23 protein-coding genes and 2 pseudogenes are annotated in these 22,818 nt (G+C 63.7%); 11 read left to right on the forward strand and 14 right to left on the reverse strand.

Features of this window, described 5'->3' with window-relative positions:
* Window positions 1-55: 55 nt before the first annotated feature.
* The 3 genes from GYM54_RS16930 to GYM54_RS16940 form a co-directional block, all read right to left on the reverse strand.
* Complete coding sequence (locus GYM54_RS16930; protein WP_131649724.1) at window positions 56-535, reverse strand: Lrp/AsnC family transcriptional regulator; 480 nt, start codon at window positions 533-535, stop codon at window positions 56-58.
* Between the two features lie 298 nt (window positions 536-833).
* On the reverse strand, window positions 834-1,772 hold the full coding sequence (locus GYM54_RS16935; protein WP_131649725.1) for a cation diffusion facilitator family transporter: 939 nt from the start codon (window positions 1,770-1,772) through the stop codon (window positions 834-836).
* Window positions 1,772-2,188: a polyribonucleotide nucleotidyltransferase gene (locus GYM54_RS16940; protein ID WP_131649726.1), complete on the reverse strand. Its 417-nt coding sequence runs from the start codon at window positions 2,186-2,188 to the stop codon at window positions 1,772-1,774. The genes GYM54_RS16935 and GYM54_RS16940 overlap by 1 nt, the downstream gene beginning before the upstream one ends.
* A gap of 214 nt (window positions 2,189-2,402) precedes the next feature.
* Here GYM54_RS16940 and hrpB point away from each other — a divergent pair, with 214 nt between their 5' ends.
* Window positions 2,403-4,931 (forward strand): ATP-dependent helicase HrpB, encoded by a 2,529-nt coding sequence (gene hrpB, locus GYM54_RS16945; protein ID WP_197445917.1) that lies wholly within the window; start codon window positions 2,403-2,405, stop codon window positions 4,929-4,931.
* A 90-nt stretch (window positions 4,932-5,021) separates the two neighbouring features.
* Here the strand turns inward: hrpB and GYM54_RS16950 are convergent, their stop codons facing one another.
* Complete coding sequence (locus GYM54_RS16950; RefSeq protein WP_181099827.1) at window positions 5,022-5,768, reverse strand: ABC transporter substrate-binding protein; 747 nt, start codon at window positions 5,766-5,768, stop codon at window positions 5,022-5,024.
* A gap of 207 nt (window positions 5,769-5,975) precedes the next feature.
* Between GYM54_RS16950 and GYM54_RS16955 the strand changes: the two genes are divergently transcribed.
* Window positions 5,976-6,818 carry an SDR family oxidoreductase gene (locus tag GYM54_RS16955; protein ID WP_181099828.1) on the forward strand — a complete coding sequence of 281 codons (843 nt, stop codon included), beginning with the start codon at window positions 5,976-5,978 and terminating at the stop codon, window positions 6,816-6,818.
* A gap of 332 nt (window positions 6,819-7,150) precedes the next feature.
* Here the strand turns inward: GYM54_RS16955 and GYM54_RS16960 are convergent, their stop codons facing one another.
* A complete protein-coding gene (locus GYM54_RS16960; RefSeq protein ID WP_181099829.1) occupies window positions 7,151-7,585 on the reverse strand; it encodes a VOC family protein in 435 nt (144 codons plus the stop codon).
* A 49-nt stretch (window positions 7,586-7,634) separates the two neighbouring features.
* The gene (locus GYM54_RS16965) at window positions 7,635-8,333 is read right to left on the reverse strand and encodes a YciC family protein (protein WP_181099831.1); all 699 of its coding nucleotides are present in this window, start codon (window positions 8,331-8,333) and stop codon (window positions 7,635-7,637) included.
* Window positions 8,334-8,608: 275 nt separating this feature from the next.
* On the opposite strand from GYM54_RS16965, the gene GYM54_RS16970 reads away from it, so the two are divergent.
* The 5 genes from GYM54_RS16970 (at window position 8,609) to GYM54_RS16990 (ending at window position 13,038) form a co-directional block, all read left to right on the forward strand.
* Entirely contained in the window at window positions 8,609-9,085 is a 477-nt protein-coding gene (locus GYM54_RS16970; RefSeq protein ID WP_181099833.1) for an NYN domain-containing protein, read from the forward strand.
* A 189-nt stretch (window positions 9,086-9,274) separates the two neighbouring features.
* The gene (locus GYM54_RS16975; RefSeq protein ID WP_181099835.1) at window positions 9,275-10,603 is read left to right on the forward strand and encodes a DEAD/DEAH box helicase; all 1,329 of its coding nucleotides are present in this window, start codon (window positions 9,275-9,277) and stop codon (window positions 10,601-10,603) included.
* A 228-nt stretch (window positions 10,604-10,831) separates the two neighbouring features.
* Window positions 10,832-11,542 carry an AzlC family ABC transporter permease gene (locus tag GYM54_RS16980; RefSeq protein WP_197445916.1) on the forward strand — a complete coding sequence of 237 codons (711 nt, stop codon included), beginning with the start codon at window positions 10,832-10,834 and terminating at the stop codon, window positions 11,540-11,542.
* A complete protein-coding gene (locus GYM54_RS16985) occupies window positions 11,539-11,853 on the forward strand; it encodes an AzlD family protein (RefSeq protein ID WP_131649734.1) in 315 nt (104 codons plus the stop codon). The genes GYM54_RS16980 and GYM54_RS16985 overlap by 4 nt, the downstream gene beginning before the upstream one ends.
* Window positions 11,854-12,018: 165 nt before the next feature.
* Window positions 12,019-13,038 (forward strand): CNNM domain-containing protein, encoded by a 1,020-nt coding sequence (locus tag GYM54_RS16990; protein WP_131649735.1) that lies wholly within the window; start codon window positions 12,019-12,021, stop codon window positions 13,036-13,038.
* 136 nt (window positions 13,039-13,174) lie between these two features.
* Here the strand turns inward: GYM54_RS16990 and GYM54_RS16995 are convergent.
* Window positions 13,175-13,297: pseudogene (locus GYM54_RS16995) on the reverse strand (hypothetical protein); the annotation flags it as partial.
* Window positions 13,298-13,319: 22 nt separating this feature from the next.
* Complete coding sequence (locus GYM54_RS17000; protein ID WP_197445915.1) at window positions 13,320-14,084, reverse strand: SDR family NAD(P)-dependent oxidoreductase; 765 nt, start codon at window positions 14,082-14,084, stop codon at window positions 13,320-13,322.
* Window positions 14,085-14,552: 468 nt separating this feature from the next.
* Here GYM54_RS17000 and GYM54_RS17005 point away from each other — a divergent pair, with 468 nt between their 5' ends.
* Window positions 14,553-15,422 (forward strand): helix-turn-helix domain-containing protein, encoded by an 870-nt coding sequence (locus GYM54_RS17005; protein ID WP_197445914.1) that lies wholly within the window; start codon window positions 14,553-14,555, stop codon window positions 15,420-15,422.
* 65 nt (window positions 15,423-15,487) lie between these two features.
* Here GYM54_RS17005 and GYM54_RS17010 read toward each other — a convergent pair whose 3' ends face one another.
* Both GYM54_RS17010 and GYM54_RS17015 read right to left on the reverse strand, forming a co-directional pair.
* Entirely contained in the window at window positions 15,488-16,753 is a 1,266-nt protein-coding gene (locus tag GYM54_RS17010; RefSeq protein WP_197445913.1) for a TIGR03862 family flavoprotein, read from the reverse strand.
* Window positions 16,754-16,860: 107 nt separating this feature from the next.
* Window positions 16,861-17,781: a histone deacetylase gene (locus GYM54_RS17015; protein ID WP_197445912.1), complete on the reverse strand. Its 921-nt coding sequence runs from the start codon at window positions 17,779-17,781 to the stop codon at window positions 16,861-16,863.
* A gap of 66 nt (window positions 17,782-17,847) precedes the next feature.
* Between GYM54_RS17015 and GYM54_RS17020 the strand changes: the two genes are divergently transcribed.
* From GYM54_RS17020 to GYM54_RS17030, 3 genes are all read left to right on the forward strand, one after another.
* Window positions 17,848-18,423: a GNAT family N-acetyltransferase gene (locus GYM54_RS17020; protein WP_181099849.1), complete on the forward strand. Its 576-nt coding sequence runs from the start codon at window positions 17,848-17,850 to the stop codon at window positions 18,421-18,423.
* An 80-nt stretch (window positions 18,424-18,503) separates the two neighbouring features.
* Window positions 18,504-19,373: an acyl-CoA thioesterase II gene (tesB, locus tag GYM54_RS17025; RefSeq protein WP_131649741.1), complete on the forward strand. Its 870-nt coding sequence runs from the start codon at window positions 18,504-18,506 to the stop codon at window positions 19,371-19,373.
* Window positions 19,370-19,960 (forward strand): HAD family hydrolase, encoded by a 591-nt coding sequence (locus GYM54_RS17030; protein WP_197445911.1) that lies wholly within the window; start codon window positions 19,370-19,372, stop codon window positions 19,958-19,960. The genes tesB and GYM54_RS17030 overlap by 4 nt, the downstream gene beginning before the upstream one ends.
* 80 nt (window positions 19,961-20,040) lie before the next feature.
* On the opposite strand, the gene trxA is transcribed toward GYM54_RS17030, so the two are convergent.
* The 4 genes and pseudogenes from trxA to GYM54_RS17050 all read right to left on the reverse strand — a co-directional run bounded on the left by trxA (window position 20,041) and on the right by GYM54_RS17050 (window position 22,706).
* A complete protein-coding gene (gene trxA, locus GYM54_RS17035; RefSeq protein WP_197445910.1) occupies window positions 20,041-20,910 on the reverse strand; it encodes a thioredoxin in 870 nt (289 codons plus the stop codon).
* A gap of 81 nt (window positions 20,911-20,991) precedes the next feature.
* Complete coding sequence (gene thpR, locus GYM54_RS17040) at window positions 20,992-21,522, reverse strand: RNA 2',3'-cyclic phosphodiesterase (protein WP_197445909.1); 531 nt, start codon at window positions 21,520-21,522, stop codon at window positions 20,992-20,994.
* A gap of 108 nt (window positions 21,523-21,630) precedes the next feature.
* Window positions 21,631-22,281, reverse strand: a pseudogene (locus GYM54_RS17045) (methyltransferase); the annotation flags it as partial.
* A complete protein-coding gene (locus GYM54_RS17050) occupies window positions 22,278-22,706 on the reverse strand; it encodes a YbaY family lipoprotein (protein ID WP_374105173.1) in 429 nt (142 codons plus the stop codon). The pseudogene GYM54_RS17045 and the gene GYM54_RS17050, both read right to left, overlap by 4 nt.
* Window positions 22,707-22,818: the final 112 nt, after the last annotated feature.

Consider the following 22,818-nt stretch of genomic DNA (forward strand, 5'->3'; position numbering starts at 1 on the left):
GGCGGCGATTATACGCCAAGTCCGGCAGCGTCGATTCCCGGCGCGGCAATGGGTCTCAGGCGCGCAGGTGTTGCAGTGGCAGTTCGGTACTGGACGACACCTGACGCAGCACGAAACTCGAACGTACGCTGGAGACGCCTTCGATGCGCGTCAGCGTGCCGAGCAGAAAGGCCTGATAGTGCTCCATGTCGGGCACCACGACCTTGAGCTGGTAATCGGCGTCCATCCCGGTGACCAGGCTGCATTCCAGCACTTCCGCGCATTTGCCAATCACCCCTTCGAAGTGTTCGAAGCGGTCTGGCGTGTGCCGGTCCATCCCGATCAATACGTAAGCAGTCAGGGTCAGGCCCAGCTTCTTGCGGTCCAGCAGGGCGACCTGGCGCGCGATGTAGCCGTCATCCTCGAGCTGTTTGACCCGTCGTGAGCAGGGCGAAGGCGACAAGCCGATACGCTCGGCCAGGTCCTGATTGGAGATACGCGCGTCGTGCTGCAATTCGGCGAGAATTCGTAGGTCATGGCGGTCGAGTTTGCTCATTTCGAATAGCTCGCATGGTTTGATTGCGTGGAACTATGCTCCGTCGCGTATGAATTGCGCAATCCCTGTCAATTTGAGCAATCTTCGCAAACATCTGCCGGAGCGCGGGGCGTAAGCTTTATTCAACTTCAGCCCCGGCAGAACTGACGCGGCACTTATCCCGCCGCGCCAACCGCCGACCTTTATCGAGGTCATCGGTCCGGGCCAGCACCGCTCACAAGGCGCTGCCGAAGATCCCGCCACAAGCGGTCAGCGAATTCAGCAGTAAAAAGACCACGTCTCGCCACGTGGTCTTTTTTTATGGATTGCCGGCAGGTTCCGGCGCTGGGCGCGGCCTCACCACCTCCTGCGGGTCGGCATGGACCAGCACCTCGGCGCGCGGGTAGCGGTCCTGAATGGCCGTCTCGACCGCCTCGCAGAGCGCATGGGCCTCGATCAGCGGCAACTGGCCGGGCAGCTCCAGATGTAGTTGCACGAACCACCGGGTGCCAGAGACGCGGGTGCGAAGGTCATGACAGCCAACCACGCCGGGCACAGCGCAGGCCAGCCGATGCATGTCCTCGCTGACGTCCGGCGGCAGTTCGGTGTCCATCAGCACCGCGCCGGCTTCGCGCACGATGCTCAGCGCGCTCCAGAAGATGTACACCGCGATGGCGATGCCGAAGACCGCATCCAGACGATCCCAGCCGTACCCGGCGAGGATCAGGGCCACGAGGATGCTGCTGTTGAGTAGCAGGTCGGAACGGTAGTGCAGCGAGTCGGCGCGGATCGCCGTGGAGCCGGTTTCACGCACCACATGACGCTGGTAAGCCAGCAGCGCCACGGTCAGCGCCAGCGACAGCAGCATCACCGCGATGCCCAGCGTCGGCGCGCCCAGCGGTTGCGGATGCAGCATGCGGTCGACACCTTGGACGCAGACCAGGATCGCGCTCACCGAAATGAACGCACCCTGGCCAAGCCCGGCTAGCGCTTCGGCCTTGCCGTGGCCGTATCGATGATCGTCATCGGCGGGACGCAGCGAGTAGTGCACCGCCAGCAGATTGAGCAGCGAGGCGGCGCCGTCCAGCAGCGAATCGGTAAGACCGGCCAGTAGGCTGACCGAACCGCTCATCCACCAGGCCAGCGCCTTGCTTGCCGCCAGCGTCAACGCCACGGCCAAAGCCAGACGCGTGGCACGGCGCATAAGACGCGCGTGCTCGGCGCTGACGCCCTTGCGCCGTTCGCTGGTGTGCTGCATCAAGCGGCGGGACGCAGTCCGAAGGCGGCCAGTTGCTCGATGCTGCCGTCGTGCTGAATCAGGCGCGGGTCATTCAGCGGCAGGCTGCGGCCGGTTTCCGCTTCGATGATGGCCTTGAGTCTGGCCTGGTCGATCACGCCGTCCGCGCCGATGGCTTCCTGGAGTTTTTCCGGGGCCATGGAATATTCGTTGTCGGGCAGATAGATCGCACCAGTCGCGAAATCGATACCGAAGGCGATCAGGCCGGGGATCACATAGAACAGCAGACCGACGGCGTTGGCTACGGCGATGGCCGGATCGATCTTGCCGTCGATCTGGCCGCGGCGGTCGGGGTAGAACAGCGTGCCGCAGGCGGTCAGTTGAGTGAACAGGGAGACGGCCAGCACGCCGCCGATAACACGGGAACGAGTACGCATAAGGACCTCCGAAAAAGTGGGCGCAACTATACAAGGGCCGCGTGATGTTTTCTCGACATCAGACTGTCTTGCCCGGGTGACCGTTCGCCACGTCCTGCACTGGAGGCTGGAGTTGAAGGAAAAGGCGACCGAGTTGCCTTGTCGTCCAGCTTTCCAGCCTCCAGCGCTTTGCCCTTCTTTACCTTTACAATCTTCGCCCTCACGCGGAGTGCCCATGATTTCCCTGCCGATCGATCAAGCCCTGCCGGCGCTGCGCCAGGCCCTACGAAACCGTGACGAAGCGGTGCTCGAAGCACCCCCCGGCGCCGGCAAGACCACCCGCGTTCCGCTGGCGTTGCTGGACGAGCCGTGGCTGGACGGGCAAACCATCCTGATGCTTGAGCCACGGCGGCTGGCCGCTCGCGCTGCGGCCGAACGGCTGGCCAGTGAGCTTGGGGGGAAGGTCGGCGAGACTGTCGGTTATCGCATCCGTCTGGACAGCAAGGTCGGGCCGAATACCCGTATCGAAGTGGTCACCGAAGGCATCCTGGCGCGCCGACTGCAAGACGATCCAGCGCTCGAAGGCGTGGGGTTGGTGATTTTCGACGAATTCCACGAGCGCAGCCTGGATGCCGATCTGGCTCTGGCGCTGACCCTCAATGCGCGCGTACTGCTGCGCGATGAGCCGCTCAAGCTGCTGCTGATGTCCGCCACGCTGGAAGGTGCGCGGCTGTCGAGCCTGCTCGACGATGCACCTGTGGTGCGCAGCGAGGGGCGCATGTACCCGGTCATCCAGCGTTGGGGTCGGCCGTTCCAGCCAGGCGAGCGCATCGAGCAAAGAGTGGTGCAAACGGTCTTGCAGGCGCTGGATGAGGAATCCGGCAGCGTGTTGGTCTTCTTGCCGGGACAGGCCGAAATCCGCCGCGTGAACGATGCCCTGGGCGAGCAACTGGCGGAGCGGGACGAGGTGATGCTGTGCCCGCTGCACGGCGAATTGGAGCTGAGCGCCCAGCGTGCGGCCATCGAACCGGCGCCGGACGGCAAGCGCAAGGTGGTGCTGGCGACCAACATTGCCGAGACCAGCCTGACCATCGAAGGCGTGCGGGTGGTGGTCGATGCCGGCTTGGCGCGGGTGCCGCGATTCGATCCCGGCAGCGGCATGACCCGCCTGGAAACCCGTCGCATCTCCCGCGCCTCGGCGACTCAGCGGGCCGGTCGCGCCGGACGTTTGGAGCCAGGGGCCTGCTATCGGCTGTGGTCCGAAGATCAGCACGCGCAACTGGCGGCCTATGGCGAAGCGGAAATCCTCCAGGCCGATCTGGCCGGGGTGGCGCTGCAACTGGCGCGATGGGGCGTCGAGCCGGATGAGCTGAGCTGGCTGGACGCGCCGCCTGTGGCCGCTTATGGGCAGGCGCAGGATCTGCTGCAGCGCCTCGGCGCGCTCAGCCGTAACGCCCGCGGCGGTTGGCAGCTGACCGCTCACGGTCAGGCCATGGCCGAATTGCCGGCGCATCCGCGCATCGCCCATATGTTGCTGCGCGGCCAGGCGCTGGGGCTTGGTCCGCTGGCGGCTGATCTCGCTGCATTGCTGGTAGAGCGCGACATTCAGCGCGGCAGCCAGCGCGACGGCAGCGATATCTCCACCCGCCTCGGAATGCTCGCCGGCAGCGCGGGGCGACATGCCGGCGCGCAGCGGGTGCGTCAGCTGGCCCGGCAATTTCGCGGTCTGCTGCGCGACCCGGCGGGTACCGTTCCGAGCGATGCCGATGATCAGCGCTGGCACGGTGCGCTGCTGGCGTTCGCCTATCCCGACCGGATCGCCCGGCAGCGCCGTGAGGGCGGTGGCGAGTACCGTCTGGCCAATGGGCGGGCGGCGGTATTCGGCGAGCCGGACGCGCTGATGAAGGAGCCCTGGCTGGTGTTCGCCGAACTGGGCAGCCGCCAGGGCCAGCGCGAAGAGCGCATCTATCGTGCCGCGGCACTGGATCCGACGCTGTTCGACGAGGTGCTGGCCGAGCAGGTCAGCCAACACGACGCGCTGGAATGGGACGAACGAGAAGGCGTGCTGCGTGCCGAACGGCAGCGGCGCGTCGGTGAGCTGGTACTCAGCCGCGAGCCTTTGCCGGAGCTGGATGAAGACGCGCGCGGCCGCGCCCTGCTCGGGCTGGTGCGGCGCAAGGGGCTGGAGTTGCTGCCCTGGACGCCAGAGATTCGCCAATGGCAGGCGCGCATCGCCTTGCTTCGGCAGCTCGATCTGGATGCCGGTGCCGCCAGCGAATGGCCGGACGTCAGCGACACGGCGTTGCTCGACCGTCTCGAAGATTGGCTGCTACCGTACCTGGGCAAGGTTTCACGGCTGGCCCACTTCGCTCAGCTGGACCTGAAAAGCATGCTGGCAACATTGCTGCCCTGGCCGTTGCCGCAGCGGCTCGACGAGCTGGCCCCGGTCGCCATCGCCGTTCCTTCCGGTTCGCGGGTGCGGCTTGATTACAGCGAGTCGCCGCCGGTGCTGGCGGTACGTCTGCAAGAGCTGTTCGGCTTGGCCGACACGCCGCGTATTGCCGGCGGGAGGCAGGCGGTGAAGCTGCACCTGCTTTCCCCGGCGCGCCGTCCGGTGCAGGTGACGCAGGATCTGGCGAGCTTCTGGGCCAATACCTATGGCGAGGTGAAAAAGGATCTGAAGGGGCGCTACCCCAAGCACTATTGGCCGGATGATCCGTTGGTCGCCGAGCCCACGGCGCGCGCCAAGCCGCGGGGAACGTAAAAAAGCAGCTTGCAGCTTGAAGCCGGAAAACAAAGCTAGAAGCGCAAAGTTTGCCGCTTCTCAGCGGGACATTCACGCTTTCAGCTTTCCTTATTCCCCCGGCAGGCTTAGATCCTCGCCTGCGGCGGCCATCTCGGCGTAGGCGCGATCCAATGCGTCGAGAACCGCTTGGCTGTCGCTCAGCCGACGCGACGCGATGAAGCGGATCGGTACCTTGTGGACGTTCACATAGGGCAGCGCTTGTATGTCGAAGCGCTGCAAAACCTGGTTCACCGGAATCTGATAATCGAGCAGGTAGTCCGCGCGGCGGTGCTGCAGCATTTCAAGTGCCGAGGCGTGGCTGCTGGTGCGATGCAGACGAATGCCCAGCTGCGGGTCGTGCAGCATCTGGGTCACCACCGGCCAGTAGTTGTAGCCGCCGATGATGATAACGCCACGTTTGCGCAGGCTCTCCGGCACCTTTGGCGCTGGTGTGTCCGAGCGGTGGTAGAGGTTGAGGCTGATCTGCGCCAGGGTTGCGCGTCCCTCCAGCGTGTCCGCAGCCAGCTCCGGTTTGCCTGGTGCACCTGGCCACAGATCGACGGCGCCGCTCTTCAAGGCCGCATACAGGCGTGCGCTGGGAAATGCGCGAAATTGCGCTCGATAGCCGGCGCGTTCGAGTACCCGGTGAGTGAGGCCCACCAGCGGTCCCTGCGGCTGGCCCTGCGGATCGCTGTAAATCGCGGGCGGAAAGTCGTAGTACCCGACCGTCAGGGTGCGCAGCGGCTCGGCCTCGGGCGCGGCGAAGCAGGGTCCCGCCAGGAAGGCTGTAAACGAGATCCAGAGGAGAGCTTTCAAGGTAATTCACCGACCCTTGTGATTGCATAGTGCAAGCATGGTTGCCGGACGCCTCCGTGTCCAGAATGGCGACGGGCCGGGCGTCGAGTGGTGGCCACGGCGTTCATAGCCGCTGAGGCGGAGCCGGTTCTGGCTGGCTATGCTCAACCGACGATGTGGCCGCTCTTGCTCCTATGGGCGGCCCCGTTCATTTCGGTGGAGTGGTCTATGTATCGCAAGGTGTTCGCCAACAAGGTTTTCGATCGCAAGGTGGTGCTGATCACGGGCGGATGCGCCGGAATCGGTCGGGCGCTGGCCGAGCGGATGGCGCAGGCCGGGGCGCGGTTGGTGATTTTCGATCTGGAGCAGAACGCGCTCGATGGCCTGGTCCAGCATCTGGTCGATCATCACAACGCCGATGCCCTGGGGCTGCGCTGCGATGTGTCGGATGCGGCGGCGGTGCAGCAGGCCGTGGCGCTGGTGGTGGAACGCTTCGGCGGTATCGACGTGCTGATCAACAATGCCGGCATCACCCATCGCAGCCGCGTGGCCGACACCAGCCTGGCGGTGTTCGAGCGGATCATGGCGGTGAATTTCTATGGCGCTCTGCACTGCACCCAGGCGGCGTTACCGAGCCTGAGGCCGCGTCGCGGGCAGGTCATCGTGCTGAGTTCGCTCTCGCAATACGCACCGGTACCCGACCGCGGCGCCTACAACGCCAGCAAGCATGCGTTGCATGGGCTGTTCGAGACCCTGCGCAGCGAGTTGAGCGATACCGGTGTCAACGTGATGCTGGTCTGTCCTGGCTATACCGCCACCGATCTGCGCAAAAATGTGCTGATCGGCGATGGCTCTACCGCGCCGCAGCCGGTGCTGGCCGTGGGTCGGGTGGCATCGCCGCAGGACGTGGCTGAAGCTATTTTTCAGGGCGCGCTGAAACGGCGGCGGCTGCTGGTGCTATCGAATCTCGACTGGCGCGCGCGGATGGTGGCGCGCTGCTTTCCGCGGTTGTTCGAGCATTTGCTATTGCCACGACTGGCGCGCAATCGGGTATCAAGAAGCATCAACTGACGCCGCTTTCGTGGGAAGGCCGCCCCGGCGCGAAGCCTTTGAATCTGCTGCAGGCCTGTGGCCTGCAATCGCTGCAAGGGCGCGCCTCCCATGAAAAGCGGTGCGGTGCGTGCTTTGGCTTTTATGGGAGGGCCGCCCCGGCGCGATACTTGGGGTTTGCTGCAGGCCTGCGGACTGCTTCGCCGCGAGGGTGCGCCTCCCACGAAAACGGTGCGGTGTGTGCTTTGGCTTTTGTAGGAGGGCCGCCCTCGGCGCGATGCTTTTGGCTTTTTAGCGCAGGGCTGCGCTGTTTTCGTCGCGATTCCTGTCGCTTCGATGAACGCCAAAAGTAGTCAGCTCGGCTGCGCATCGCCATATAACTGTTGCACCAGCTCCATATCCCAGTACGCCGCTTCGATCTTGTGTCCGTCGAGATCGCGCACGAAGCAGCCGTAGTAAGGCTCGCCGTACTCCTGCCTCGGTCCCGGCGCGCCTTCCTCCGTTGCGCCGGCTGCCAGCGCGGCACGGTGGAAGGCGTCCACCGATGCTTTGTCCGCGGCGAAGAAGCCAACATGCGTGCCGTTGCCAATATTGGCCGGCTGGCCATCGATGGGCGTCTGCAGCCAGAACTCCGGATATTCGCGGCCCCAGGCCACCGCGCCGGGGTGGCTCATGATGCGCTTGCAGCCTAGGGTTGCGAGCGTCTGGTCGTAGAAGGTCGCGGCTTGCTCGAAGCGGTTGGTGCCCAGGGAGACGTGGGACAGGATGCTGGGATTCTGGTCGGTCATGACTTAGTGCTCCGAAGGTGAGAGCAACCAAGCCTAGACCGACGAATCGTTACTCGCCGTCCGGCTGCTCGTTTTTTGCATCGCGGTCGATGGTTGGTTCGCTGCAGAGCATGAAGCAGCGGAACAGCACTACCGTGGCCAGCAGCTGCACCATCCCGACGGCGCTGTCGACCAGTACGGCGATCAGCCCGGGCGGTGCCTCGCCGGCCCAGAGCTGGGCGGCCAGCCAGGCTTCGAGAAGCCACAGCGGCAGCAGCACCGCAAGGATGCAGCCGAACACCAGAAGAAAGTGGCCGCGAGTCTGCAGGAAGCTTTCCTTCAGTGCCGCCAGTGGGCTCAAGCCACGCAGGATCAGCAGATATTCGGCGAAGGCGATCTTGACCATCACCCACAGCCCCGGCAGCACGAACAGCGAGGCGCCGAGCATGATCAGCAGGGTGCCCAGCCCGGCCAGTACCGCCATCGACGGCCATAGCGGCACGGCACGCGCCAGCACCTCACGCAGCAGCGGCGCATGGCCACGGCTGCGGGCGTCTAGAAACAGGATCAGCGCGCCGATGTACAAGGGGTAGAACACCATGCCGACCAGCAGCTCCTGCGCCGGCACCGCATCCTTGCCGAACCAGTGCTCGACGGCCAGCCTGGCGCAGCTCTCCAGCGCGATCAGCGGCAGGCAAAGACGCGCAATCGACGCCAGATTGCGGGAATAGAAATACCAGGCGTCACGGAGGATGGTCAGGACATTCATCGCGGTCGGAACCGTCTCGGAAAAACAGGCGCGCACTTTAGCCCAAGAAATCGGGCAGCGACATGCGCGATATTGCCGTCCAAGCAGGCTGTGTGAAAACTGCTGCGCTCGGTTATGCGGCGTTAAAAGCAGGCTCGGATGCGAGCCCAGTCCGCTTCCTCGCCTGTTTTTGTGGGGACGCCTAGTTCTTGCCTGGGCGGCCCCGCCTAACCTTCGCTCGCTACGTTTTCGCACAGTCTGCATACTGGCCCGCCTTTCTCGATTCGGGTTGCCGCGTGAAGAAGATCGCCCTGTTTGCCGACGTGCAGAACCTCTACTACACGGTCCGCCAGGCCCACGGTTGCCATTTCAACTACGCCGCCCTGTGGGCCGAGGTCAGCGCGCGCGGCGAGATCGTCGAGGCCTATGCCTACGCCATCGACCGGGGCGACGCCAAACAACAGCAGTTTCAGCAGATCCTGCGCAACCTCGGCTTCACCGTGAAGCTCAAGCCTTATATCCAGCGCAGCGACGGCTCGGCCAAGGGCGACTGGGATGTGGGCATCACCATCGACGTGCTGGACGCTGCCGCGCGCGTCGATGAAGTGGCGCTGGCCTCCGGCGACGGCGATTTCGACCTGCTGCTCGACCGCGTACGTGCCGGCGGCGCCGAAGCCACCGCCTACGGCGTGCCGGGGCTGACCGCGCAATCGCTGATCCGCGCCGCTACGCGTTATGTGCCGATCGAAGGAAAGTTGTTGTTGAAGAGTTAAGAGCCGAAAAAGCACTGGGGAGGCTGGACGGGAAACGGTGCGCTGAGCGCACCCTATTTGAGGGCGACGTGTCGTCCGTAGGGTGCGCTCCGCGCACCTTTTGTAGAGCAGCGCAGCACGACGCGTTTCTCGTCCAGCCAGCGTTTGCGAGTAAACTGCACGCCCCGTTTTTATCGTCCGGTTCTCGCCATGACCTTCGCCTCCCTGGGCCTGATCGATCCGTTGCTGCACACGCTCGAATCCCTCGACTACACCACGCCGACCCCGGTTCAGGCCAAGGCGATTCCCGCCGTGCTCAAGGGCCGCGACTTGATGGCGGCGGCTCAGACCGGCACCGGCAAAACCGCGGGTTTCGCCTTGCCGTTGCTGCAGCGGTTACTCCACGAAGGGCCGCAGGTGGCGAGTAACTCGATTCGCGCGCTGGTGCTGGTGCCGACCCGCGAGCTGGCCGAGCAAGTCCACGAAAGCTTTCGGACTTACGGCCAGAGCCTGCCGCTGCGCACCTATGCGGTCTACGGCGGGGTCAGCATCAATCCGCAGATGATGGCGCTGCGCAAGGGCATCGACGTGCTGGTGGCGACGCCGGGTCGGCTGCTCGACCTGTACCGACAGAACGCCGTGAAGTTCGGCCAGGTGCAGGCGCTGGTGCTGGACGAAGCCGACCGTATGCTCGATCTGGGCTTCGCCCAAGAACTGGACGACCTGTTCAGCGCGCTGCCGAAGAAGCGTCAGACCCTGCTGTTCTCCGCAACCTTCTCCGATGCCATCCGCCAGATGGCTGGCGAGCTGTTGCGCGACCCGCTGTCCATCGAGGTCAGCCCGCGCAACGCCGCCGCCAAAACCGTCAAGCAATGGCTGGTTCCGGTGGACAAGAAGCGCAAGAGCGAACTTTTCCTGTACTTGCTGGCAGAAAAACGCTGGGGCCAGGTGCTGGTGTTCGCCAAGACCCGCAAGGGCGTCGATCAACTGGTCGAGGAGTTGCAGGCACAGGGCATCGCCAGCGATGCGATTCACGGCGACCGGCCGCAAGCGAGCCGACTGCGTGCGCTGGAGCGCTTCAAGGCCGGCGAAGTGCAAGTGCTGGTCGCCACCGACGTGGCCGCTCGCGGGCTGGATATCCATGACCTGCCGCAGGTGGTCAACTTCGACCTGCCAATCGTCGCGGAGGACTACGTGCACCGCATTGGCCGTACCGGCCGCGCGGGTGCCACCGGTGAAGCGATTTCCCTGGTGGCCGCCGACGAAGTCGACCAGCTCGCCGCCATCGAGACGCTGATCAATCAGGTGTTGCCGCGCCATGACGAGCCCGGCTTCGTCCCCGATCACCGTGTGCCGGCCACCCAGCCCGGCGGGCAGATCATCAAGAAGCCGAAAAAGCCAAAGAAACCCAAGGAGAACGCCGCTAAAGGGCGGGTTCATCTGGGCAACTGGTTCGACGAAAGTGAAAAACCCAACGCGAAGGCGATCCGAAAAGTGCCGAGTCTGGGTGGGGCGAAGCCCGCTGGAAAGAAGCGTTGAGGAAACGATGCTCCTGTTGCGTGCGGCGACATTCCTCGGCGAAAGCCTTGTTGCTGCATGACGCTTTGCTGCATGACGGCGTCGTCTTGCTCATGCGGCGGTGAGCCTAGACGACCGTCGTTTGATGCTTCCTGAATGAAACGGCTTTCAACCGGGACCCACGCGTTCATGGGGCGCGCTTTGTTCGTCGGGCCCATCTACAGCTATTGAAAGGGAAAAAGGTGGCTTTTGGCAAATACTGATGCAGAACTTCACGCGCTCAGCCGCCATGACGTATGGGCCGGCTTCAAGCAGCTGACGCCTATTTCGCTTTTTGTCGTGGTGTTTGGTTTGGCCTTTGGTCTGGCTGCGGCGCAGGCCGGGTTGGATAGTTATTCCATCATGCTCATGAGCGGCCTGGTCTTTGCCGGCGCTTCACAGTTTGCCTCGCTGGAACTCTGGGGCACCCATGTTCCGCTCGTTCCGCTGGTGGTAACCGTATTTGCCGTCAATGCCCGGCATCTGTTGATGGGCGCGACCTTGTATCAGTGGTTGCGTCAATTGCCGCCGTCGAAGCGCTATGCCGTCATGTTCGTCGTCTCGGACGCCAATTGGGCGATGTCGATGCAAGCGTTCGGACGCAATGAGCCTGGGCTGGGTATCTTGTTCGGTGGCGGTCTCGCGCTCTGGACGTTCTGGGTGCTTGGGACCTGGCTTGGCCTTTATTTCGGCAGTGCCATCCATGATCCGGTCAGCCTGGGATTGGACATGGTCATGGGGTGTTTCCTGTTGGCGATGGTCGTTGGCGGCAAGAAAGATCTGCGGATGGCCATTGTCTGGATCGTCGCCGGATGTTCATCGATGTTGGCGTACTGGTATCTGCCCGCCAATAGCCATGTCGTTGCAGGCGCGCTCGCAGGCGGCATATTGGGCGCGTTGTGGATGGAGAAGCAGAATTGACTTTGGAAACGGCAGGTTCTGGCGCGCTGATCATCATCCTGATCATGGCCGTGGTGACCTTGGCAACCCGCTGGGGCGGTGTGTTCGTGATGTCGTTCGTGCCCATCAACCGCAGGACCGAGCAATTCATCAGCGCTATGTCTGGCTCAGTGCTGGTGGCGTTGCTTACACCCATGGCGGTTAATGGAGACAACGGCGCTCGACTGGCTTTCTTGGTTACGGCTGTCACGATGTTGATGCTCAAGAAACCGTTGCCCGCGATCGCTGCTGGGGTGATCGCAGTCGCGCTGTTCAGGCAGCTCTCCGGTTGATAAGGACGGCTTCGCTGGAGGCAAGTGAGCGGGGCCTAGCCGGGCCGCGAGCTGTGGTTAGTCGCAGAAATGAAATGTAGCAAGGATGAACCCCCTGCAAACGCAAGGTCATTGCAGGTTCCTGTAAATTGCAGATTCCTCACTACGTAGCCACCTCGCCGCCCTATGGCCCTCCTGATCGCTTTCGCTGTTCTGTCCATCCTCGTTTCCTTCATCTGTTCGATCCTGGAAGCGGCGCTTCTATCGATTACCCCGAGTTTCATCGCACACCAGAAGGTGACGAATCCCAAGCTCTATGAACGCCTCAAGCACCTGAAGGAGAAGGTCGACCAGCCGTTGGCCGCCATTCTCACGTTGAATACGGTTGCCCATACGGTCGGCGCGACGGGCGTTGGCGCCCAGGTCACGGTCGTGTTCGGCAGCGGCTACCTTGGTGCTGCGTCCGCCATCATGACCGTCCTGATCCTGGTTCTCTCGGAAATCCTGCCGAAAACCATCGGTGCGCGGTATTGGCGGGAGCTGGCGCCGTTCCTGCCTCCATTCCTCAAGGGAATGATCGTTCTGCTCAAGCCGTTCATTGTCGTTTCCGATTTCATCATGCGGCTGTTTGGCGGCAAGGAGCCGGAGCATAACGTTCGTCAGGAGATCAAGGCGCTGGCCCTGCTCGGCCGGGAGACGAACCAGTTGGACGAGGACGAGCAGCGCGTCATCGGCAATATTCTGGACCTCCACGAAATCAAGCTCCGCGCGATCCTGACCCCAAGGACTGTGTGCGAGTATGCGTCGCCGGACGACAGCGTCGCGGCGTTCAAACAAAAGGTCAGCGAAAGCCAGTTCTCGCGCTATCCCGTCATCGGCGACAACGAAGATCCGCTGGGCGTGGTCTTTCGTTATGACATTCTGGCCGCAGCGGATGACAGCACCGTCGCCTCGATCATGAAGCCCATCAAGATCACCTCGGAACTGACGAGCGTAGAAAACCTGATGACTCAGCTGATGCGTGAGCGTCAGCACATGTGCCTCGTCTATGACGAGTTCGGCAGCTGGCAAGGGCTGGTGACGCTGGAAGACGTGATCGAATACATCATCGGCCAGCCGATCATGGACGAGACCGATGACATTCCCAACATGCGCCGCTTCGCGAAACGACGCTGGGAACACCGCATCAAAGCGGCGCGGGACTAGGCTGACGCTCAGCTCGTAGGGCCGATACAGCCTTGAGTCATCGTGAGTCGCGCGCTCATGTGCCGGCCATGCTGCACGACCATCGATTCGCTTAACGCCAGCCAGCCACCGCAATATCGTCCGGCCGCTGCCTTGCTCACGAAGAGGCGATGAGCAGGTAGCCGCCGGTCTGCGCCTTCCAGTCGAGCATCTCACCGGCGCAGAACACGCCCGGTAGCTGGCGCAGCATCAGTTTGTCGTCGAGCGCCTCGAAGGAAACGGCCGTGAATTTGGCTCCGCTCTCAGCCGGCCGTCACCGTCATGCCGCCATCGACCATTACGACCGAGCCGACCATGAAGCTGGCGCGGTCCGAGGCCAGAAAGGCCACCACCTCGGCGATCTCTTCCGGTTGTGCAGCGCGACCGATGGGCGCGGCTTCGCCGTGCTTGGCCAGAAAGCCGGGGCCGTCGTCGACGACCTCGTTGAGGATGTTCGTGACCACATCGCCTACGCCGATGGCATTGACGCGAATGCCGTGCTCGATTGCCTCCAGCGCCAGGGTGCGCGTCAGTTGTGCCAGCGCGCCTTTGGAGGCCGCGTAGGCGGCGATGGTGGGAAAGGCGAAGTACGAGGCGTAGGAGGCAATGTTGACGATGGCGCCTGAGCGGTTCGGCAGCATCGCCTTGATCGCCTCGCGCGAATGCAGGAAGGCTGCGGTGACGTTGGTCGCCTGGATGCGCTCCCAATCCTCGCGGGTCATTTCGATGACCGGCTTGTTGATGATGATCCCGGCGTTGTTGACCAGAATATCCAGCCGTCCGAACTGTTCCACCGCCAGCCCCACCGCACGCTCGGCCGCGCCGTCGGCGGTGATGTCAGCCACCAGGGGCACCAGCCCGGGCTGCGCCAACGCCTCTACGTCGGGGTTCAGATCCTCGGCAACCACCTTCGCGCCACGTGCATGCAGCATTTGCGCGATGGCCTTGCCGATGCCGCTGGCGGCTCCGGTAACCAGGGCGACCTTGCCTTCGACTTCCTGGGGAACGCGGTATGTGATATCAGTCATGCGTATTTCCTCCGATACGGGCCGGGCGAGACATTCGCCAGCCGGGCGCTTGTGAGCGATGTCGGGCTCACTGTCGCGCAAACCCGGCACCACGGCTTTCGCGGCCTTGCGCGGACTGTTGGAGTCTTGCGCGAAGCTGAGAATAGCCAGTCGTCCTTTGGTGCTAACCGCCTACCCCTCACCCTAGCCCTCTCCCGCAGGGAGAGGGGATTGCTCAGGTGTCAGGCCCACCCACGATGATTCAGTGGCTTCAATCCGCCCCCTCGCCCCTTTGGGGAGAGGGTCGGGGTGAGGGGTGGGCTTCCATCCAGCGCATTAGCCCGACCAGATACACATCCCAGATACCGGCCCTGAGCTAACCTTTTCGATCGCGTCGCGTTTTGTGGACTTCGCAATGGAGCCATCCTTGCAGCAATCCGATTCTGATCTGCCTCCCGTGATGGACGGCCAGCGCGTGATCGCGAAGCGATGCCGCACTTTTTACCCGGCAAGCCGCTGTCCCTGCCGCCGAGCCCGCAAGTGCAGGATGTGGTAGTGCAACTGTTCAGCTATCAGGGCCTTGCCGAACCTATCCTGGTTCCCGCCGTGGTGGAGCCGCTGCTGGTGCTGGTGCTGTCCGGCGCTGCTACGGTCGAAGAACGTGCCCTCGATGGCGAATGGCAAGCCACCGAGGTTCACGCTGGTGACTTCTTCCTGACCAGCACCAGCGAGCCATACGAGATGCGCTGGCAGGTGCAGGGCGACGCCCGTTTCGAAGTGATGCATCTTTATCTCAGCCTGCCGCTGATCGAGCAGGCCGCGCGCGATCTGTACGGTGACAACTGCAACCCGGTGAGTTTTCTCGATGTCTCCGGCGCTCGTGATGAGCGTGTGACCTTTCTGCTCGAACAGCTGCGGCTGGAGCTGTTCAGCGAGCGTCAGCCCAGCCCGCTATTCGTGCACAGCCTGGCCCAGGCGCTGGCCATACATCTGGTGCGCACCTACCCGGACCCGCACAACGCCGCCAGGGGCGCGAATGCGCTACAGGCCTACAAGTTGCGCCGCGTCATCGAAACTATGAAGGCGCGTCTGGCCGAGGAGTTCTGCCTGCCTCACCTGGGGCAGATCGCCGGCCTTAGTGACTACCACTTCAGCCGGCTGTTCAAGCGCGCCACGGGCCTGTCGCCCTCGCAATATTTCATCCGCCTGCGCATGGCACGCGCACGCCATCTATTGCTGGAGACGGAGATGAGCGTCATCGAGATCAGCATGGAAGTTGGCTATTCGAGCCCCAGCCACTTTTCCCAAGTCTTTCGTCGTGAGGTGGGCGTGACGCCGAGAGGCTATCGCCGGATGTGATTTCGGCCTGCGTCGAAGTCTTGCAGCTTATGTGCGGCACCGATCAACGGCGTCCTATTCATTGTCTAGGTGCCCGCATGGGCGATGGGGTTCGGCTCAGGCTTCGCCGTCAGCCAATCCAGCATACCCTCGGCTGCGGCGCGGCCGCTCGCGAAGCAGGCGGTGAGCAGATAGCCTCCGGTCGGCGCTTCCCAGTCGAGCATCTCTCCGGCGCAGAACACGCCGGGCAGCTGGCGCAACATCAGCTTGTCGTCCAGCGCCTCGAAAGGCACGCCGCCCGCGCTGCTGATGGCTTCGTCCAGCGGGCGTGGGCGCAGCAGGGTGATCGGCAGGGCCTTAATCGCTGCGGCGAGTGCTTGCGGGCTCTGGAAGGTTTCGGCGTCGGTGAGTTCGCGCAGCAGGGCGGCCTTTACGCCGTCCAGCTTCAACTGGCGATGCAAGTGCTTGGCCGTGGACTGTGAGCCGCGCGGTTTGGCCAGAGCGGCGGCGATCTGCGCGTGGGAGCGATCCGGCAACAGGTCGAGCAGAACGGATGCCAAGCCCGTTGCGTTGATCCGCTCACGGACGTTCGCCGACAGCGCATAGACCAGGCTGCCTTCGATGCCGGTCGCGGTGAGGACGAATTCGCCCCTGCGCGGTGTTTCGCCGGGCAAAGCCAGGCTGACGGTCTTCAGCGGCGCACCGGCGAATTTCTCGACGAGGTGCGCGCTCCAGCCCGCCACCTCGAAACCGCAATTGGCTGGCTGCAGCGGCGCGATGGCGACACCACGGGCTTCAAGCAGCGGCACCCAGGCGCCGTCCGACCCCAGCCGAGCCCAGCTACCGCCGCCCAAGGCGAGCAGGGTGGCATCCGGTTTCAGCAGCGTTTCGCCTTCCGGCCCGGCGATACGCAACTGGCCATCGTCGCTCCAGCCCAGCCAGCGGCGGCGGGTGTGAATCTGCACGCCGCTGTCGCGCAGGCGCTTGAGCCAGGCGCGCAGCAGCGGCGCGGCCTTCATGTCGGTGGGGAACACCCGGCCGGAGCTGCCGACGAAGGTGTCGATGCCCAGGCCGTGAATCCACTCGCGCAATGCATTTGGATCGAAGGCTTCGAGTAGCGGCCGCAGCTCGCCGGCCCGTTCGCGGTAGCGCTCGACGAATGCGGCGAAATCCTCGGCGTGAGTGATGTTCATGCCGCCGACGCCGGCCAGCAGGAACTTGCGACCCACCGACGGCATGGCGTCGTAGAGGTCGACCGCAATGCCGGCCTGGCTCAGCACTTCGGCAGCCATTAGCCCGGCTGGGCCGCCGCCGATGATGGCGACGCGGGAAGGCGTAGGAATCGAAAGCATGGTTCAGGCCTGGCGGTACGAGGCCGGCATTGTAGCGAATGCCGTTCCGATACTCGCCGACATCATCGTGCATCCGCCCATACAAAAAGCCCTAGCCAAATGCGGCTTCAACCCAGCCCGTAACGCTCCCATGCTGCGGCGGCGCTGAAATGCAGCTGCGCATGGCGCCGGGCAAGCAGGGCGCGGTCCTTGTCGTAGCCGCCGCCGATCAGCCCGACCAGCGGAATGTCGCGCCCCAGGCAATGTTCGATGACCGCGCTGTCGCGCATTGCCAGCCCCTCATCGCTGAGGTTGAGCAGGCCCAGCGCGTCGTCACGGTGGACGTCGACGCCGGCGTCGTAGATCACCAGATCCGGCTGGTACAGGGGCAGCAGATAATCCAGCGTGTCGTTCACCGTCTTGAGGTAATCGGTGTCGCCCAGGCCCGGTGCCAGGCCGATGTCCCAGTCGCTTCGCGCCTTGCGCGCCGGAAAATTCTTCTCGCAATGCAGCGACACGGTCACCGCATCCGGCACCTGTTCGAGGATGCGCGCGGTGCCGTCGCCCTGGTGCACGTCGCAGTCGAAGATCAGCACACGACCAACCCGGCCGCTTTCCAGCAGCGACAGGGCGATCACCGCCAGGTCATTGAAGATGCAGAAGCCCGAGGCGTGGTCGTGGTGCGCGTGGTGCGTGCCACCCGCCAGGTGACAGGCCAGCCCATATTCCAGCGCTTGCTCGGCAGCCAGCAGCGAACCGCCGACCGCGCGCAGCGTGCGCTGCGCCAGTTGCGGGCTCCAGGGCAGGCCGAGGCGGCGCAGTTCCTCGCGGTTCATGTCTCCCGTGCAGTAGCGCTCGACGTAAGTGCGGTCATGGGCGAGAGCGAGGATGTCGGCTGGACAGATTTCCGGGCGCAACAGTGCTTCATCCGTGGTCAAACCGCTCGCAATCAGGTGATCACGTAGCAGCCGAAACTTTTCCATCGGAAAGCGATGCCCGGACGGTAACGGCGGGCTGTAATCATCATGAAAGATCAACGGTAGAGACATCGTTCGGCGCCCGAGTGGTCAGCCGGAAGTATGCCCACTCGGCAACGGCCCTCTCAAGGAAGCGGCATGGAAGAAGCGACAGTACGTATCGAACTGGAGACACCGCGCCTGCGCTTGCGCGGCTGGCAAGACAGCGACCTCACACCATTGACCCAGATGTGCTCCGACCTACGGGTGATGCGCTATTTCCCGGCGTTGCTCTCGCGTGACGACTGCGCGGCGGCGATGGCGCGCTGCCGTATTCACTTCGCGCGGCACGGCTTCGGTTTCTGGGCGTTGGAGCGCAAGGACGACGGGCGCTTCATTGGCATGGCCGGTCTGGCCTGGAGCCGCCTGCAACAGCCGTTTTGCCCTGCCGTGGAGATCGGTTGGCGACTCGCCAGCGATCAGTGGCGCCAGGGCCTGGCCCGCGAAGCGGCGGAGGCGGCTCTGGACTGCGCCTTCGAACGTCTGCAACTGGCGGAGGTGGTGGCCTATACCGCTGCGCTCAACGAACCGTCCAGAGGGCTGATGGTAGCCCTTGGCATGCAGCATGAACCGCAGGAAGACTTCGAACACCCTGGCGTGGCCGAGGGGCATCCGCTGCGCCCACACGTGTTGTACCGGATGCGTCGGGATAGCCGGGCCATTGCCCGACGATAAGCACAATTGCTGGAGCGAAACCTGCCGAATCCGTAATATTGCGCGCCTTGCCCGTGCCGCCTAGATAAAGGAACAACATCATGACCGACACCCTGGATACGTTGGTGAATCTGCTTTCGCTGGAGCGAATCGAGGAAAACCTGTTTCGTGGCGCGAGCCAGGATCTGGGCTTCCCGCAACTGTTCGGCGGTCAGGTGGTTGGTCAGGCGTTGTCCGCGGCGAGCCAGACCGTGGCGCCTGAGCGTCATGTGCATTCCATGCACGGCTATTTCTTGCGCCCGGGTGATTCACATCAGCCGGTGGTCTACGACGTCGACCGAGTGCGTGACGGCGGCAGCTTCACCACCCGGCGCGTCAGCGCGATCCAGAAAGGGCAGACCATCTTTACCTGCAGCGCTTCGTTCCAGGCGGACGAGACCGGTTATGAGCATCAGCTGCCGATGCCCGAGGTGGCGGGACCGGAAAATCTGCTCAGCGAGTGGGAGTTGCTGCATCAGCTGACGCCGCTGGTGCCGCCGCGGGTAGCCGAAAAACTGCGTCGTCCCAAGCCCATCGAGATTCGTCCCGTGACGCTGCAGGACCCGATCAATCCCGCGCCGATCGAGCCGATTCGGCACATCTGGTTCCGTGCCGATGGTTCGCTGCCCGACAACGCCGCACTGCACAAATATCTGGTCGCCTATGCTTCGGACTTCAGCTTCATCGGCACCGCGCTGCAGCCGCACGGCGTCAGTTCCTGGAGCAAATTCATCCAGCTGGCGAGCCTCGACCATGCCATCTGGTTCCACCGTGAAGTGCGCGCGGACGATTGGCTGTTGTACTCCATGGACAGCCCCTGGGCCGGCAACGCACGTGGTTTCGCCCGTGGCAGCATTTTCAACCGCGCCGGCGAACTAGTCGCTTCGGTCGCGCAGGAAGGCCTGATTCGCGTGCGTGAGGACTGGAAGTGAAGCTGGCCGATGCGCGGCATTGGGTGTTCGACATGGACGGCACCCTGACCATCGCCGTGCATGATTTTCCGGCGATCAAGCGGGCGCTGGATATTCCGCTGGAAGACGACATTCTCCATCACCTCGCCGCGTTGCCGGACGATGAGGCAGCAAGCAAGCGCGCGTGGTTGCTGGAACACGAGCGCGAACTGGCCTATGCCGCGACGCCGGCACCGGGCGCGCTGGGGTTACTGCACGAGCTGCGTGACTGCGGGTGCCGGCTCGGCGTGCTGACGCGCAATGCCCATGAGCTGGCGCTGGTGACCTTGCAGGCGGTGGGCATGGGCGACTGCTTTGTGTCTGACGACATTCTTGGCCGCGACGAGGCGCCGCCCAAACCCGATCCTGGCGGTTTGTTGCATTTCGCCGAGAAATGGTCGGTGCCGCCGCGGGAACTGGTCATGGTCGGCGACTACCGCTTCGACCTGGAGTGCGCGAAGGCGGCTGGCGCTCGTGGCGTGCTGGTCAACCTGCCGGAAAACCTCTGGCCGGAGCTGACCGATCTGCATGCGCGTGATTGTGGGCAATTACGGCGGATGTTGGGCTGATGCCGGTGCGCTAAGCGCACCCTACCGGCGAGGCAATTCGTGCAGAAGAGGGGCAGCCTGGCGGTTGCCCCTTTCCCGGTTCAGTAAATCGCCTGATACAGCTTGCGCCGGTAAGTCGTGACCAGTGGATGGTCGTTGCCCAGCAGGTCGAATATCTGCAGCAGTGTCTTGTGCGGCTGGCCGTCGGCGTAATTGCGGTTGCGCACGAACAGTTTGAGCAATCCTTCCAGTGCCGCTTCGTGCTGCTGGCGTGCCAGTTGCTGGATCGCCAGCTGATAGGCCGCCTCGTCATCCTCGGCGTTGTGTGCAAGACGGCTTTTGAGGTCGGCGACTTCCGGCAGGTCGTCGGCTTGCCGGAGAAAGGTCAATTGAGCGCGTGCGGCGGCGAGTGCCTGCTTGTGCTCGTCGCCCTTGACCGCACCGAGCACCGTTTCGGCCTCGCCCAGCTCGCCGCGTTCGGCCAGGCAGCGAGCATAGAGGATCAGCGCCGCAGCGTTTTCGTTGTCTTCGCTCAGCAGTTGCTTGAGCAGGCTTTCCGCCTCGCCGATGCGCCCTTCGGCGAACTGCGCCTGCGCGGTCGAGAGCAGATCGGCATCGGGCGCAGCGGGTGCCGGCACGTGGGGTTCGAGCATGGCGCGAATCGCCGATTCGGGCTGGGCACCGGCAAAGCCGTCGACCGGTTGACCGTCCTTGAACAGCACCACGGTAGGCAGGCTGCGCACACCGAAGCGCGCCACCACGTCCTGCTCGATATCGCAATTGACCTTGGCCAGCAGCAACTCACCTTGGTATTCCTCGGTGATCTTCGCCAGCAGCGGCATCAGTGCCTTGCACGGAGCGCACCACTCGGCCCAGAAGTCCACCAGTACCGGTTTGTGAAAGGAGTTTTCCAGCACCAGTTGTTCGAAGTTGCTGGCGGTGACGTCGAAGATGAAAGGAGTCTGGCTCATCGGAACTCTCGAAATGGGCGCGTGCGAAATGGCGAGCATGTTAAGTGGGGGCGATCCGAAGCGGAAGCAAGTGGCGGTCAGTCAGCCGTTGGCTGCGGTCAGGGGCCAACTCGCCAGTTCACGGTAGTGCACGCCGCTCGGCGTATGGGTGGAAAGAAACAGGCCGAAACGATCCACTGGCCATTCGAACGCGGGCGGCGTTGTGGTTGGTTGCGTCCGCGCATCGCGTATGAGCGTCACATGCGGCAGAAACGGACGCGCATCGAGGGCGAAACCGTGTGTGGACAGGCCCGCATGCAGCTGTTCGACCAGTTGACTCAGCGGCGTCGGCATCTGGTTCGGGATCAAGCAGGCGAAGCCATGACCGATGACCCGTAGTTGATCCAGCCGCAGCCTGAAGGCGTCGGCGCGCAAACGGCCGCCGAGCTGCTTCAGCGCCTCCAATGCGCTCGTCGGCTGACTGCCGAGAAAAGCCAGGGTGAGGTGCAGATTGGCTTGTGCCACCGGTCGGCCATCGAACCCTTGAGCGTCGCGCCAGCTGCAAATCGCATCCGCCAGCGTCGGCGGGCAGGGTAGGGCAAAGAACAGGCGCAGGTCTTTTTCGGTCGTCATCGCTTCCTCAGCCTCCGGTATTCGCCCTCGCTACGGTTGAAGCGCTTCAACGGTCGATCCGGCAGCCAAGCGCCCGACTTCCAGCCGCCCAACGCTCTCTTCTCCACGCCTTACCGAATGATAGAGGCTGACTCGACGGAATTCCGCTGGTTCGGCCAGATCCGGCCAGGTGCAGGCGTCGAGGATGTCCAGGCGCTCGTATAGCGGATGTTGGAAGTCGCGCACGCGCGAATCCGCAACCAGTGCTTCGCGACCTCGGCTCAGAAACTGATCCAGCAGCGGCAGGTTGGCGCGGTCGTAGAGCACGTCGGCGACGATGATCAGGTCGTAGCGGTCGGCCTCGGCGAAAAAATCCTCGGAATAACTCAGCTGAACGCCATTGAGCTCGGCATTGGCCCGGGAAGCCGCCAGCGCCAGTGGGTCGAGATCGCAGGCGACGACTTCCGCCGCGCCCGCCTTGGCGGCAGCGATCGCCGCAACGCCCGAACCCGTGCCGAAATCCAGCACCCGCTTGCCACGCACCCACTCGGGGCGCTCCGCCAGCCAGCGCGCCAGCACCAGGCCGCTGGCCCAGCAGAAACACCAGTAGGGCGGCTCTTCGAGAATCCGCCGGGTTTCCTCGGGGCTGAACGCACGGTCCATATTGTTCGCATCGATCAGCCAAAGGCGGATGTCGGTATCGGGCAGGGTTGCGATGCTCAGGCGTGCGTCGCCGAGCAGGTCGGCCAATGCCGCCTGCAATTCAACGGGCGGGATCAAGGCGCCGGGACCAGGCGCAGCGGCCCCAGCGATTGGCTGGCCGGACTGCTGATCTGCACAGCCGGCAGGCGCATGATCAACTGCCCCGAGCGGGTGACTCGGCCGCGCAGTTCGACTTGCTGGTCCTTGGGGAAATTCTCGGCGTTGAACTTGAGAATGAACGGCAACTCACCGCCGCGCCCTTTCAAACTGACATTGCTCAACAAACGATCGGGCTGGTCCCGGCGGTTGACTTCCAGCAGGGCCAGGTCGACCTCGCTGTCGGCCGGGACGCCGAGCAGGCTACCGTGCAGCTCGTGCAGCGGGGTGGTCGCCTGAGGCGGTTCCTTAAAGGTGACGGGGGCAGCGGGGCGCTGGGTCTCCTGGCTCGAACAGCCGGCCAGGGCCAGGAGCAAGACGGGCAACATGAAGGGGCGTAACTGCACGGACGGCTCCAGAACGTGACGTTGATGCGCGCCTGTATAGCAACAATCCGCTCGATTTGTCTTGCCGACGCGATGCGCTACCATGGCTCTCCGACGTCTGACAGCTCTAAAC

It is taken from the genome of Pseudomonas sp. MTM4, from assembly GCF_019355055.1.
In the GTDB taxonomy this organism is placed as follows: Bacteria; Pseudomonadota; Gammaproteobacteria; order Pseudomonadales; family Pseudomonadaceae; genus Stutzerimonas.